Genomic DNA, 12,409 nt, shown 5'->3' on the forward strand with positions numbered 1-12,409 from the left:
GACGAGCGCGCTAGCCGGGAAGCACCGCGAGCGCGGGAACTGTCAGTACTGCCCGATACTCTGCTTGTCCGTCGTCGTGAACGCGACGCCAAAACCGGCCGCAGCTCAACGCACCGAGGACGTTCCAGTGGACTTCACAGCCCCCGCCAACCTGCATCTCGCCTGGTTGTCAGCCCTGGACTTCCTGCGTCTTAACGCGACCCGCGTATGGACGCACCTGATGGACAGCGGCGTGGGCTTCACACTGCCGACCGCGGTAGCCACGCTCACCTCCAACGAGGCACGTGCCCGGCATCTCGCCGCCGCCGAGCGACGGCGGCTCGGCGCCGCCGCGCTTTACCACCTCAACGAGGAAGCCACGGCAGCCGCATTGGCGACCGACCTGGTGCCATGCGACCTCGCGGGGATCGTGCCTGCCCCGGCCGGGATGGTGATGTGGGCGACCCCGCCCTGCACCACCGACACCGGAGTGCCGATCGTCGCCGCGAGTTGGGGCGAAGCCGAAGACGGCGGCCTCTGGATCACGTGGTGGTCAGACAACGCAGCCGCGGCGATTCGGCTCGGAGACGACGTGGACGCCCTGCTCCAGGTCAACGGCCACCTCGGCTACGACCGCGAGACGCACATCGTCCCGCGGAGCTGGCCAGCCCAAGCCGACGACCCCGCTCACCCCCTCCACGACTTCTACCAGGCCGTGATCAGCACCTGGGCGGCAATGGCAAGCGGCAGCGTATCCGTGACCGCTGAGCTCGTCGCCCCGAAACCGCTGCGCAAGCAAGGCGCCCGAATGAACGTCACCATCCCGCCCGTGTGCTGCCTCGGCGCCTCGGCCCCCGCTGGGGTCGGCATGCATCACGGTAGCGAGACCGAAGGCCAGGACGAGGCCTTTGCGCGGATCCGCGATGGTGAACTGGACAGGCAGTACCGCTGGATCCCCGAGCTGTACCGCGCGACCGCACGACGGCTGCACACACTCGAACAACAACTCGAGACCCGGGTTCCCGGAATGGTGGAACACCTTCTGCAGGCTGCCGCTGACCGTGGTGACTGGCCGTCCTGGTGCTGGATGCCGATCACCCGGATCCTCGAGCTCCTGGCCGAGCGCCTTCCGCCAACAGGGTCGATGATCGACCTGCTCGAGCAATCTCGCCTTGCCGCAGTGCTCGCCGCGGTCGGGTCGTGGCGCGCCAGCGGTCGGCCTCTGGTCAACATCCACGACCAGCTCGTTCCGCGCTTCGAAGCAGCAGCCGACACGCTGCCCGGTGATCTGCCCGGACGCTGGGTGGTGCCGTGCATCTACCTGACCTCCGAGACGCCAAGCGGCGCGGCGGGGCTCTTCGTCCACCTCGAGTGGGACGCCGCGGAACGGCGCACTGAACTGCGCTTCCTGCTCGACCACGACCCTGTCGGCGGACTCGACTCCCTCCAGGTGCAACCGGTGCACCTAACCGGGCAGACGGTTCGGGATGCACTCGCAGCCACCTGGGCGGCCACGGCGATGCGCGCGAATGTCCTCGCCGGCAGCGATGCCGTCCCGGTCACCGGACCTGGAACGGCCTTCGGGGACACCGTTGATCGGCAAGCGTCGCACCTCGGGGTGTTCGTCGCGATCGCCGATTTCGCTGCCTCCGACTCGGCGCTGTTCACCGATGCCCGCGTGGTGCTCGGCCGTGGCGACGCTCGTACTTGGCCCCCTGCACCTGGTACCAAGCAGGCGCCCCAGCTGTGGCTGGCAGCTGACCGCACGATGTCCTCCTGAACACTGGCCGGCTCGGGCGGCCCGCGGATGCGTAGCCACTACGACCGCGTCGCGGTACGAAGGGGACACGATGACAACTGACGGTGATCAGGGCGAACCTGACCTCAAACCCGGCAACGTTGCCAGGTTCGTGGTGTTCGGTGCCTTCGGCGAGCTGCTCGCGCGCTTCCAGGTCTTGGAGCTGACCTTCTGGGGCATACTGGCGCACCGCCAGAAGCGCGGCATGACGCTGGATCAGCGGCTGGCGAAGATCGAAGGCTGGAACCGCGGGGTCCTGGGCAACCTCGTCGCCGCGGCTGACCTGCCGGCCGAGCTGGAGGAGGAAGCACGCCGCGCGGTCGAGGCCCGCAACTACCTTGTGCACCGCTTCATGCGCGACAGGATGCCGTTCCTGCACGACACCGCGTTCTGCGAGCGGGTCGGGACCGAGCTGGCGGAGGTGAGCGGCCGCCTGGACGACTTCGAGTCGGCGCTCGGCGAGCACACCCGGGCGCTGGGCGTTCCTGAGGTCACCGACGACGAACTCGAGGAGCTAGGGCTGGCCAACCCCGACCCGAACGAGTGGTTCTCGTGAACCGCGGCGTCCGGGCCTGGGTTCCTCTGCTGCTCGGTGCGGTCGCGGCGACCGTGCTCGTCGGCGCCGGCCTGCGCCTGCTGGCCTTCAACGCGCTCGGTGCCGGCCCGGCGTGGTCACAGCAGCCCGTGCCAGACCTGGGGCTGCTGATCCTTCCGGCCATCGGACTCGGTGCCATGTTCCTGCTGATCAGAACCGCTCATCAGCTCTGGCGCCGCGCGGGCCTGGCCACCGGCATCGCCGTGCTCCTGCTCGTGCTCGGCGGCTGGGGGCTCGTTGTCCACTCCGCGGCGACCGCGGCTTCCGGCTGCCCGGACCGCGTCGCCCCGTCGACGCGGCTCACCCGCTTCGCGCTTGCGCCGCTCGACCTGCCGATGTTCTGCCAGCGGCTCTACTACCAGCCCGCACTTCCGGCTTGTCCCTGCCGTCCAACCGTCCCGGTGGTGTTCCTGGCGGGGGACCAGCACCGTCGTTGGGTGCTCGACCCGGGCGCCGGGCTGATCATCGACGTCAGCCAGGACGACGTTGTCGGTCAAGAACTGCTGATCACAGCCTCCAGCGCGGGTCGATGACAAGCAGCTGTGGCAGGACCGGCCGGGCTTCGCAGATCGGGCCAGGCCCGTTGCGGTAGCTTGCTGCTTCGTTCCGACGGTTCGGACGTGAACTGGCCGAGTTCAGCAGGTCGCTTGACGTCGGCCCTCGGCGAGCACACTCGAACTTGGGGCATTCCCGAGGGCGGCACCCGGCCGAGCATCGATCATCGCCTGCTCTGATCAGCGGCGATCGCGGCGGCCGTCGCACCGCGGCCTGCGAACAGTCCGCGGTAGAGAACTCGTTTACACGCGAGGAGACCGGCGCGCCGGAACGCGTTTTCGGACTCGAAGCGCTTGAGATCGGCGTATTCGTTTTGCTGGAGAATCCAGGAATTCCATTTCTTGCGCAGAGTGTCCCAGGCAATTCCTTGAGCGCGAGGTCTGGCGACGAACCTGGCGAGCACCAGTTGCCGGACCGATTGGGATCGCGCGCGGTAGTTGCCGTCGGTGCGGCGATGATCGAGTCGGGCCCGGGCCGCGCGATAGGCGTCCGCCACTTCGTCGGGCGCGGCCGCCGGATGCACGTCGAGGGTGATCCGCTCCGACCACGCCGTCCAGTTCTGTTCGCGGATGTTCTGGGCTCCTTCGGTGACTCTGATCAGGCCGATCAGCGGCGTGACGCCGGTGAGCACCCAGGTCGCGGCCTGCGCCGGCTCCCAGCCGTGCGACACCGCCAGACCGGTCGCCAGCCGATGCAACCGACCCAGTGCCGTGCCCGGCGCCACGACGACTTTGCGGACCCGGTCGTACCCTGGGGCCACGTAGGCCAGCCTGTCGACGAACACCTCGATCACCTCGCCCGGCAGAGGCTGCCCGGGTTCCCAGCCCGGCGGGATCCGCACCTGCGCTTGCTGGGCGTCCTCACCCCGGCCGGTGCGCTCGGCGATCCAGCCTTCGACCTGATCGAGCTGGATGAGTCCGCCCTGTAGGAACTTCTTGCGGAACGCGGCGACCTGACGGTCATGGTCGGCCTCGGCCGCGACGTTCTCGCTCAACGCCAGCGAGTACGCCGCCGACCGCGCGCCGACGTCAGCTGAGCGGGAGCTGACCGAGACCGGCGCCAGGGTCTGCTCCGGGGACGTAGATCCGGCCGGCTCGACGTCGGGATAGGTCGCCCGCATGTCCTTGATCAGCGAGGCGCAAGAGTCCAGTTCCTCCTGCAGCTCGTCGTCCGCCGCCTCCTGCAGCTGCCCGACGACTCGCTTCTTCTGCAGGAAGGCCCACTCCCGCTCCGTGACGGCGCCGCGCAGGTGCTTCGTCAGCCACTTCCGGATCTCGACCTCGTCTACCACGGGTTTTGATTTTAATACCCACGGATGTGCAGTCATCACACTGTGGGCATGTCGATTTTCACTCGCATCACCCAATGGGCCCGGGCGGCCTGCACCGTGCTCAATGCCCTGCGGTCGCTCGCGGCCGCGATGTACCGCTTGATCATCACCGTCATCCTGCTCGCGACCGCGGCCGCGACGCTGTGGAACGAGGTGATGCCTCCCGTCGCATAGGGCCGCGGAGCCTCCCAGCCACCGAGCCCGGTGCCGGGTGTCTCCTGATCAGAACCGCACATCTGCGCCCGGCACCCCAACGGCCTGGCCCGTCGACCTCGCTGGCCGTGCTTCGGGCTCGGCGAGGTCGACCGGGGGACTCACGCCCACTCCGCAGCGGCCGCGGCGTCCCCCAGGGGGCGCGGCCGCACCCGGTCGACCTGCCGATGCTGTGCAAGCTGATCCACCACCAGCGAGTCCTGTTGCCCTCCGCCGACCGATTCGACCGGCGATGAGCACCACCGCCGCTGGGACATCGATCCGAGTGCTGGGCCGACTGCCGACGTCGACCAAGACGTGCTCGTCAGACAGAAGCTGCTGATCACAGCTTCCGAGCGGACCGAAAGGTGCGGCATCGAGGCGCAGTCTGCGGTCTGGGCCAGGGTCAGGACAACCCGGCGGACGGAGTTCACCGCCGTGCCGTGTGCCTCACGAGGAAGCTCGGTCGCTAAGGTCGCCGGATGCGTGTCGGGGTTTACGTGGACGGCTACAACCTCTACTACGGCGGCCGGAAGGCCTGCGGCCGAGGATCGGCGGGCTGGCGATGGCTCGACGTCCGCGCCCTGGCCGCCACCCTGGTCGCCGAACAGGCCCAGGTCTGGCCCGGAGCGTCAGTCACCCGGCTGGTGTACTGCACAGCCAGGATCAACGGCGCCGCCAACCCGAGCGGCGCCGCTGATCAGGACGTCTACCTCAAGGCACTGCGCTCGTCGGGCAGCGTGGACCACATCGAGTTCGGCAACTACATCAGCAAGGTCATCAAGCGGCCGTTGGCCACTGAAGGCCGCCGAGGCCGGCCCATCCTCGTCACGCCGCAGTGGCCGATCAAGGTCCAGCGCCACGGCATCCCGGAGCCCGACGCGACCTTCATGGCATCGGTGGGCACCTGGGAGGAAAAAGGCTCCGACGTCAACGTCGCCTCCCATCTGCTGGTCGACATCCTGACCAACGCCGTCGACGCGGCGGTCGTGATCAGCAACGACAGCGATCTGCGGATGCCAGTGCACCAGGCGTGGAGCCGGGTGCCGGTCGGAGCGGTCAACCCCGGCAGCGGATACACCGCCGGCGATCTCTCGACCGCACCTGCCGGGGGCGCCGGGCATCACTGGTGGCGGACACTGAAGGCGCTGGACTACACCGCCCACCAGCTGCCCGATCCCGCCGGCACCTACACCAAGCCGCTGGGCTGGTGACCTGATTTGAAAGCCGCTCCCAGAGCGGCTACACTATTGCCATACCCGCCCGGCCCCTCGTGGGCCGGGTTTATTTTTGCCCTCAGCACCGCATCCGCCGCGACTCTGCGAGGATGACGCCGCTGATCAGAGGCCCAGAGCACACGATCCGAACACCTCGGTTGATCGTCAATCGTCGCGCTGCTCAACATCCCGCCACGGGGCCGGCCCACCCTGCCGCACCTGGGCGGCGGCGTAGGCGCGCGTTACGACCCAGGCGGCGTCGACGACATCCTGGACCCATTGCGCACCGAACGACTGCGATCGCCACGACCAGACCCCGCCATGCAGCTGCGAGGGCAGCGCCCGAGCACTGAGATCAGCCATGTGCTGCTCCACCAGCTCGGGATCATGCGACGTGAACCACCAGCCGACGATCTGCGCCAGGTCGAACGCGGCCGAGGAGTACGGGTCCACCGAAAACGCGAGGTGCGCCTTCTCCAGCTGGTCCACCTCACTGCCGCGCCGCCGGGCACCTTCCAGGCTCGCCACGTCCTCGTCGCGAGGGGGAGCGGTGCGGGTCAGCTCGAACAGCCGCTGCCACCAGCTCGCATCGGTGGTCGGCGGCACCATCGCGAACAGGTCGGCGAGCCGGCGGACAGCCTCGCGCGCTCCGGGCGCGGTCAGCCAGTCGGCGTACTCATCAGCAGCAGAAGCGGACAACAGCAGGCACCTCCAGTCGACAACAACCAACAGCACAGGGCTCAACTCCGCCGCGGTGGCGCAGGTTCCCGGCGGACGATCATCCGAGAGAATGACCGTCCGCCCGCCACCTGCGTGATCAGCTCTTGCGCCTCCGCGACCGCATCAGAGGTCGACGCGTAAGAACCTCGGAACCTGCGTCAGCCGATGGCTTCGACGTAGGCGCTGAACGTCTGCGGCCCACCGTCCGGCGTTGGGATGCGAAGAACGTCACTGGCCTCGTATGCCGATGCGCGAATCCGTCTCGCTATCGCTTCTTGTGATACGCCTCGACCACTTCGGAAGGAATTCTCCCGCGGTCGGAGACGTCGTACCCGTTCGAGCGGGCCCACTTGCGGATCGCCTGGTTCTGCTCCCGATCAACATGGGTCGGGGCTTTCGTCGCGGCCGCAACGGCAACCGAAGGACGGGTGGCGGACCGGCGCCGGCCGCCCATGCGACGTGCGTGCTCGACGTACTGAGCCAGCGCGTCACGCAATTCGGCCGCGTTGTCCTCGCTCAGGTCGATTTGATAGCTGACCCCGTCCAAGCCGAATTCCACTGTTTCCTCGGCGTCGCTGCCGTCGAGATCGTCAACAAGTGCGACCTCCACACGCTGTGCCATGGGTCGGTTCCCCCTCGGTATCTGAAAATGGTTCAGGACATATGGGCGAGCAGTTTAGAACCTCGCCCCTTTCCGACGCAGGACCAACCCCGCTCGGTACGCGGACCGCGGCGCAGCGCAATCGTGAACTGCGCCGCCCACCCTGATCAGCGGAAAGTCGGCCCAGGTGGGAAACGACGCACCCGCGCCGTTATCGGCGCGACCTGTTCGAACGCCGGCCACCGATCGGCGAACCTCAGCCACCCGCACTGCGCCTGTCACGGCCGATGCGAAGCCCCCTAGATCAGAAGGAACACGAACAGCGCCGAGCTGCCCCGCCAGCAGGTGACAGCTCAACGGACCTCGTGGCCCCCGACGAGGGGCGTCGGGGGCCACGAAGTCGGGGACCGCCAGATGGTCAGTCTCCGAGCGCACGCTTTACCGCGCTGTCGGTCTTCTCCGCGTGCATCTGGTAGGCGCCGATCAGGACCACCAGCTCGTCCCACAGGCTCCGCCGCGGGGACCCAGCATCCTCCACCACCATGCACCCATCCGGGCCCTGCACGTAGTGGACGGTGGCGCCGGTGTTCGCGCACCGCCAGGTGTGAGCCACCGTGCCGTCGGGACCTTCGTCCATGTCGTACGTCAGCTCCGTGAACGTCTCGCTGATGAGCGCGCGCACCTCTGGCGTGTGAATACGTCCCAAGTTGACCGCGCGACGAGCCACCTGGAGGCCGGCCAGCTCGGCGAGGTCGGCCAGCGCCGCGTTGGCCGCGGCGAGCCACGCGGCCGGCATCCACTCGACCGCCTTGCGCAGCTGAGCTCGCTCTCGCTGCTCCTGCTCGTCGACGACGGCGTGGCGGGGTGCGTCCAGCGTGAGGGTCATCCGAGTTCCTTTACCTGGGGCAGCGGAATTCCCGGCAATACTCGTTGCTGCGCAACGGCTTCCGGGACGTCGCGGACCTGGCAGGCCCGCAGCGGTGACAACGAGGTTCATGACGTGATCTCCCGGCGCGGCCGCGCTGCGCGCACGGTGTTCACCGTGGTCAAGAGCAACATGTCGTTGCAGCGACGCACGTCCTCGACCTCGTCCGGCGCGATGTGCCACATGGCCTCCCCCGCGATGGTCGGGGATGGATACAGCGGCACCGCCGCGGCCAGCATCAGCACGCCCTTGGGGATCGGCGCCGGGATGTTGGTTCGCTCGACGATGAACAGGAGCTGATCGGGCAAGGTCGGCAAGGCCAGCACCGGCGGCTGCGCCCTCATCGGCAACAGCGCTTCCCGCACCTGCTCGCCAAGAGCACGGTCGAGGCTGATCACCACGACGTCGACGTCTGGACCCGCGGCCAGCAGGAGCTGGCCGTCGACCTCCGAGACGGGCCAGCCCAGCTCCCGGTAGTAGCGATCCCAGCCCGCCCAATCGGCGTGCGACGTGCGGTCCGCCGGCGGCGGCGCGATCGGCACTGGCGGCGGAGGGGGCGCCAGCATTGCCTGGCATCCGAGACACGGCTGGCCCATCGGCTTGCCCAAGGCGGTCTCGAACTCGAGGTCGTACCACGGGAACGGCTTCCTGCACACCGAGGTCAGCGTCGGCCCGACGCCGTTGCCCGGGTGCACGACGAAGATGTGAGCGATCCGAGCGGTCTCGCCGATCAGGCCCTTGCGAAGGCGGGCGGCGAAGACCGCCGCGGCCGCTTCGGCGTCGACGACCCACGACAATTCCCTCGCGTTCGGGTCGTCGCGTAGCCAGTTCGCCAGCAGAGCGGCAGCGTAGGCCGGGGAACTCGTAGAGGTCTTCTTCGGCGAGCCGCTGACCGAGCCGCTCACCACGAAGACGCCAAGCTCCTGGCCACTGCGTGTGTGGCTTCCCATCCCGGTCCCCCCGGACGCTGCTGATTGGAGACGGTGACCGCTGTCAGGTCGGGGGTCCGCCAGCGGCCACCGTCATGGACACCAGTGCCCGGATTCCCGAGGGGGCAGGGCGTCCATGCACTGGCTGCACTAGGGTTCATAGGTGCTCTGACCAGCAGGTCTTTGAGTACCATTCGAACAACAGTAACGTTACAACGTGGACGTTACTGCCGGGATAGTTCGATTGGGTGAACCTGCCGTTGCTCTCTTGCGCGGCACGGCGCAGACATGCGAACCGGCAGCGATAGGAGATGCTGAATTCATGGAACTTCTGGATCTTCCTGAGGATCCGGCTGACTTGCCGGCCTCGCTGACTGAACTGCCGCCTGCAGTCTTGAAGCGCTGGATTGGCTTTGCCCTTCGGCGCCAACGGACGTCGTCAGCGCCTCTCGGTCGCAAGCTGGTGCAAGAAGACATTGCTGAGCTGCTTGGTTGCGGACGAGAGAAGGTGGCTCACCTCGAGTCTGGGCGCAACATGCTGAACAAACTCGAGGTGCAGGCTCTTTTTAGCCTCTACAAATGTCCTCAGCTTGTTGACTCGTTCCTCGAACTGGTCAAGCTGGCAAAGAAGCGGCGTCCCGTGTCTCCGGTGGTGAACGGCGACCCGACGCGGTACACGAGCTATGCCGGGCTGGAGGAAGGTGCCACCGGAGTCGAAACCGCCAGCCTCCTTGTTCCCCACGGCCTATCTCAGACAGCTGGGACTGCCGAGGCGATCATGCGCACCGGCGAAGAGGAGTACACCGAAGACGAGATCCAGGAGCGACTGGAGCAACGCCTGGAACGCCAGAGCGTTCTTCATCGGAAGAGCAACCCATTGAAGCTCTGGATGGTGATTCCACAAGCCGTTCTAGAGGATCTTCCCGGCCCACCTGAGGTGCAGCGCGAACAGCTCCAGCACTTCGTAGAACTAGCCAAACTGCCCCATGTTGACATCCAGGTCCTCGCGAAGGGCACCGGTGTGCATCGGGCGTCGCACGGGCCGTTCACGATCATGACCTTCCCCATCCCTGGTGACTCTGGCTTGGTGTACGTCGAGACCTTGATCAAGGGGCTGTTCTTTGAAGAGGCCGACGAGATCATGCGCTACAAGCGGATCATGGACCATCTTCGTGCTCGAGCGAAGAGCCAGGAACAATCGACTCGTCTGATGAAACAGCTGTGGAAGGAGCTTCAGTGAGAGAAAGTGACGCACTGGCCAGTGTGATCTGGGAGAAGTCCCCAGAGAGCGCTGAAACTGGTGAGTGCGTGGAAGTTGCCATCACTAGGTCCGAAGCCTTGATACGCACGTCGCGGTTTCCCGCAGGTGGGCATCTGACCGTCGGCGCTGTTGCCTGGGCGAGGCTGACTGCCCGGATTGGTGACCTTCGCGTCGCTTAGTAGATCTGTCCGAAGGCCGAGCCTCGAACCTCACCCTGGGAGGTTCGAGGCTCGGCCTTCTGTTCCAGCCGTTGCTTATGCGTTGCCCTGGTCGCGCTGGGCCGCTCGTAGTCGCTGCCGTAGGGCATTGCCCCCGTCGACAAGCTCGCACAACTCAGTTAGTTCATCGCTCGTCAGCCGGAGCCGACTTGACGCTCCCGACTTGAGACTCCCAATTGCTTCGGCGACGTCATCAAACACGGTCCATAGCAGACCAATTCCACCGCGGGTCAGGCTCACTTCTTCGTGATGCAGTCCGGCTTCTTCAAGCCATCGCAGCCAGCTGTCGAGTTCCTCGTCATCAGCAAGTGACCTGTGGTGCTGGAGGAGGCCAGCTGCCACAGTCCGCAGCTCAGCCGCGGCGCCTGTATCAGGAGTGCTCCGGCTCGGCTCCGAGGAGTCACTCTCCTGGACGTGGTAGCCAACGACTTCATGGCGTCCTCCCGTGCTCGAGTTCCGCAGTCGTCGACGCGCCTTCCATGTTGCGTGCTGGTCTCTCCGTCCAAACGGCTGCCCAAGTAGCTTGTTTGGAACCTGGTGGTTGCGGCCGAGGTCTAGAAGTGTCAGTTCGAGGTCATCAAGTTGACGGCGTACAGATACGACGATGCTCAAGCAGGCAAGGATGTCTTCGACGAAGACTTCGACTGGCACCAGCCTTTCGTTTGCGAGGGCGTAGCTGACGACTGAGATTAAGTCGGCAGGATCGGGCAGCCGCTCGACTTCGTCTTGGGTCTCTTCACGGCGATCAAGTACTTCGGTCGCGAGGGCTACTGCGGTCTTTGTGTCGACGCGTGGAGTGCCTGGCCGAACCTGGACGGGGCTGCCGGATGCGATCTTCTGCGGGAGCCGAGCTCGTCGGTTGGTTACCGCTGAGACGCTGACTCCGAGCCTCTTGCCAATCTCGGCTTGGGATATCCAGCCTCTCCAGTGCTGGCCTCGCCGGAGAAGCCGGACTTCGAGGTAGATCGAGACGTTACGCAGAGCTACAACCAACTCGAGTGCGTCGAGAATGTCTCGATCGCTTGGTCGACTGGTTGGGCCACCCCGGGCGATGTACTCCAGGACCCCGAGTGGGTATGCTGGCACGACGCCACGGTCGCTCGAAGTCAAGCGACCTATGATGGACGCCGTGATTTCGACCGGCCGCTCCGTCAAGTTTCCAGCTAAATCGCGCACCTGGTCATAGTGTGGCCAACTTGTGAAGTTGGCAAGCTGTGGCTCTCTTACCCCGTCTGACCTGGGGTTTTCTAGCTGCCGATGATCATGGAATCTCATAGTTGGCCAGCGCTCATACAACTCGGTGGGCAAATTGCCGGCGTTCAGGCGGGGGTCCTGACGGCATGCCGACACGTGACCAACTCACTCCGAAAGCCGTCGTGCGCCGGGTCGTTCCGGACGGGAACGACGTACTTGGCTGGGTGATCATTGGGGCCGGCCCGCCAGTAGGCCGCGGCAAGCGCTTCACTGTGGGCGATCGGGATCCTGGGTGCGTCGGTGCCACGGACCGACGCGAGCGGTGCGACAGTGGCGGAGGCGGGGAGCATCGGGCTCGCGGTCGGGCCGAGCAGCCAGTCATGCGGATAGTGGCCGCTGCTGTGCAGCGGCGAACCGGTCGGCGGGGCGTGGACACACGTGAAGTCCGTGGGCGGAGTCCATGCGACGGCGGGCGACGACGCGGCTCGGCGGACTAGCGATCCGAGGTTGCCTTCGAATCCAAGGTCATGCGCCGTGACGGCGTGTGTCGCGGCGAGGCCCCGCAGGGGGTCCGCCTTCACGCGGTAGCGCGGCCGAAGTTGAGTTCCCGGCACGGTGGTCGTTCCGGACGGGAACGGCACGGTGGTCGTTCCGGACGGGAACGGCACGGTGGTTCGTTCCGGACGGGAACGGCACGGTGGTTCGTTCCGGACGGGAACGGCACGGTGGTCGTTCCGGACGGGAACGGCACGGTGGTTCGTTCCGGACGGGAACGGCACGGTGGTCGTTCCGGACGGGAACGGCACGGTGGTTCGTTCCGGACGGGAACGGCACGGTGGTCGTTCCGGACGGGAACGGCACGGTGGTTCGTTCCGGACGGGAACGGCACGGTGGT

General features: G+C 66.5%; 13 protein-coding genes. 7 read left to right on the forward strand and 6 right to left on the reverse strand.

What is annotated here, in order from left to right:
- The first annotated feature begins 64 nt into the window (after nucleotides 1-64).
- The 3 genes from QQ657_RS10645 to QQ657_RS10655 all read left to right on the forward strand — a co-directional run bounded on the left by QQ657_RS10645 (nucleotide 65) and on the right by QQ657_RS10655 (nucleotide 2,905).
- Nucleotides 65-1,759 carry an AcrVA2 family anti-CRISPR protein gene (locus tag QQ657_RS10645; RefSeq protein ID WP_284741898.1) on the forward strand — a complete coding sequence of 565 codons (1,695 nt, stop codon included), beginning with the start codon at nucleotides 65-67 and terminating at the stop codon, nucleotides 1,757-1,759.
- A 70-nt stretch (nucleotides 1,760-1,829) separates the two neighbouring features.
- Nucleotides 1,830-2,333, forward strand: coding sequence for a hypothetical protein (locus tag QQ657_RS10650; protein ID WP_284741899.1), 504 nt, complete (start codon nucleotides 1,830-1,832; stop codon nucleotides 2,331-2,333).
- The gene (locus QQ657_RS10655) at nucleotides 2,330-2,905 is read left to right on the forward strand and encodes a hypothetical protein (RefSeq protein WP_284741900.1); all 576 of its coding nucleotides are present in this window, start codon (nucleotides 2,330-2,332) and stop codon (nucleotides 2,903-2,905) included. Before QQ657_RS10650 ends, QQ657_RS10655 begins: the two co-directional genes overlap by 4 nt.
- A gap of 185 nt (nucleotides 2,906-3,090) precedes the next feature.
- Here QQ657_RS10655 and QQ657_RS10660 read toward each other — a convergent pair whose 3' ends face one another.
- The gene (locus QQ657_RS10660) at nucleotides 3,091-4,218 is read right to left on the reverse strand and encodes a hypothetical protein (protein ID WP_284741901.1); all 1,128 of its coding nucleotides are present in this window, start codon (nucleotides 4,216-4,218) and stop codon (nucleotides 3,091-3,093) included.
- 48 nt (nucleotides 4,219-4,266) lie between these two features.
- On the opposite strand from QQ657_RS10660, the gene QQ657_RS10665 reads away from it, so the two are divergent.
- Together QQ657_RS10665 and QQ657_RS10670 are read left to right on the forward strand one after the other, a co-directional pair.
- A complete protein-coding gene (locus tag QQ657_RS10665; protein ID WP_177231857.1) occupies nucleotides 4,267-4,431 on the forward strand; it encodes a hypothetical protein in 165 nt (54 codons plus the stop codon).
- A 500-nt stretch (nucleotides 4,432-4,931) separates the two neighbouring features.
- Entirely contained in the window at nucleotides 4,932-5,663 is a 732-nt protein-coding gene (locus tag QQ657_RS10670) for a PIN domain-containing protein (protein ID WP_284741902.1), read from the forward strand.
- A 168-nt stretch (nucleotides 5,664-5,831) separates the two neighbouring features.
- On the opposite strand, the gene QQ657_RS10675 is transcribed toward QQ657_RS10670, so the two are convergent.
- From QQ657_RS10675 to QQ657_RS10690, 4 genes are all read right to left on the reverse strand, one after another.
- Nucleotides 5,832-6,365, reverse strand: a complete 534-nt coding sequence (locus QQ657_RS10675) for a hypothetical protein (protein WP_284741903.1) — start codon at nucleotides 6,363-6,365, stop codon at nucleotides 5,832-5,834.
- A gap of 286 nt (nucleotides 6,366-6,651) precedes the next feature.
- Nucleotides 6,652-7,008: a histone-like nucleoid-structuring protein Lsr2 gene (locus tag QQ657_RS10680; protein WP_091629519.1), complete on the reverse strand. Its 357-nt coding sequence runs from the start codon at nucleotides 7,006-7,008 to the stop codon at nucleotides 6,652-6,654.
- Nucleotides 7,009-7,405: 397 nt separating this feature from the next.
- Nucleotides 7,406-7,873, reverse strand: a complete 468-nt coding sequence (locus QQ657_RS10685) for a hypothetical protein (RefSeq protein WP_284741904.1) — start codon at nucleotides 7,871-7,873, stop codon at nucleotides 7,406-7,408.
- Between the two features lie 107 nt (nucleotides 7,874-7,980).
- A complete protein-coding gene (locus QQ657_RS10690) occupies nucleotides 7,981-8,817 on the reverse strand; it encodes a hypothetical protein (protein ID WP_284741905.1) in 837 nt (278 codons plus the stop codon).
- A gap of 241 nt (nucleotides 8,818-9,058) precedes the next feature.
- On the opposite strand from QQ657_RS10690, the gene QQ657_RS10695 reads away from it, so the two are divergent.
- Nucleotides 9,059-10,081: a DUF5753 domain-containing protein gene (locus QQ657_RS10695; protein ID WP_284741906.1), complete on the forward strand. Its 1,023-nt coding sequence runs from the start codon at nucleotides 9,059-9,061 to the stop codon at nucleotides 10,079-10,081.
- Nucleotides 10,082-10,104: 23 nt separating this feature from the next.
- Nucleotides 10,105-10,281 carry a DUF397 domain-containing protein gene (locus QQ657_RS10700; RefSeq protein WP_143086545.1) on the forward strand — a complete coding sequence of 59 codons (177 nt, stop codon included), beginning with the start codon at nucleotides 10,105-10,107 and terminating at the stop codon, nucleotides 10,279-10,281.
- A gap of 75 nt (nucleotides 10,282-10,356) precedes the next feature.
- On the opposite strand, the gene QQ657_RS10705 is transcribed toward QQ657_RS10700, so the two are convergent.
- Nucleotides 10,357-11,430, reverse strand: coding sequence for a hypothetical protein (locus QQ657_RS10705; protein ID WP_284741907.1), 1,074 nt, complete (start codon nucleotides 11,428-11,430; stop codon nucleotides 10,357-10,359).
- Nucleotides 11,431-12,409 lie beyond the last annotated feature (979 nt).

The sequence above is a fragment of the Amycolatopsis ponsaeliensis genome, from assembly GCF_030182635.1.
Lineage (GTDB): Bacteria > Actinomycetota > Actinomycetes > Mycobacteriales > Pseudonocardiaceae > Amycolatopsis > Amycolatopsis ponsaeliensis.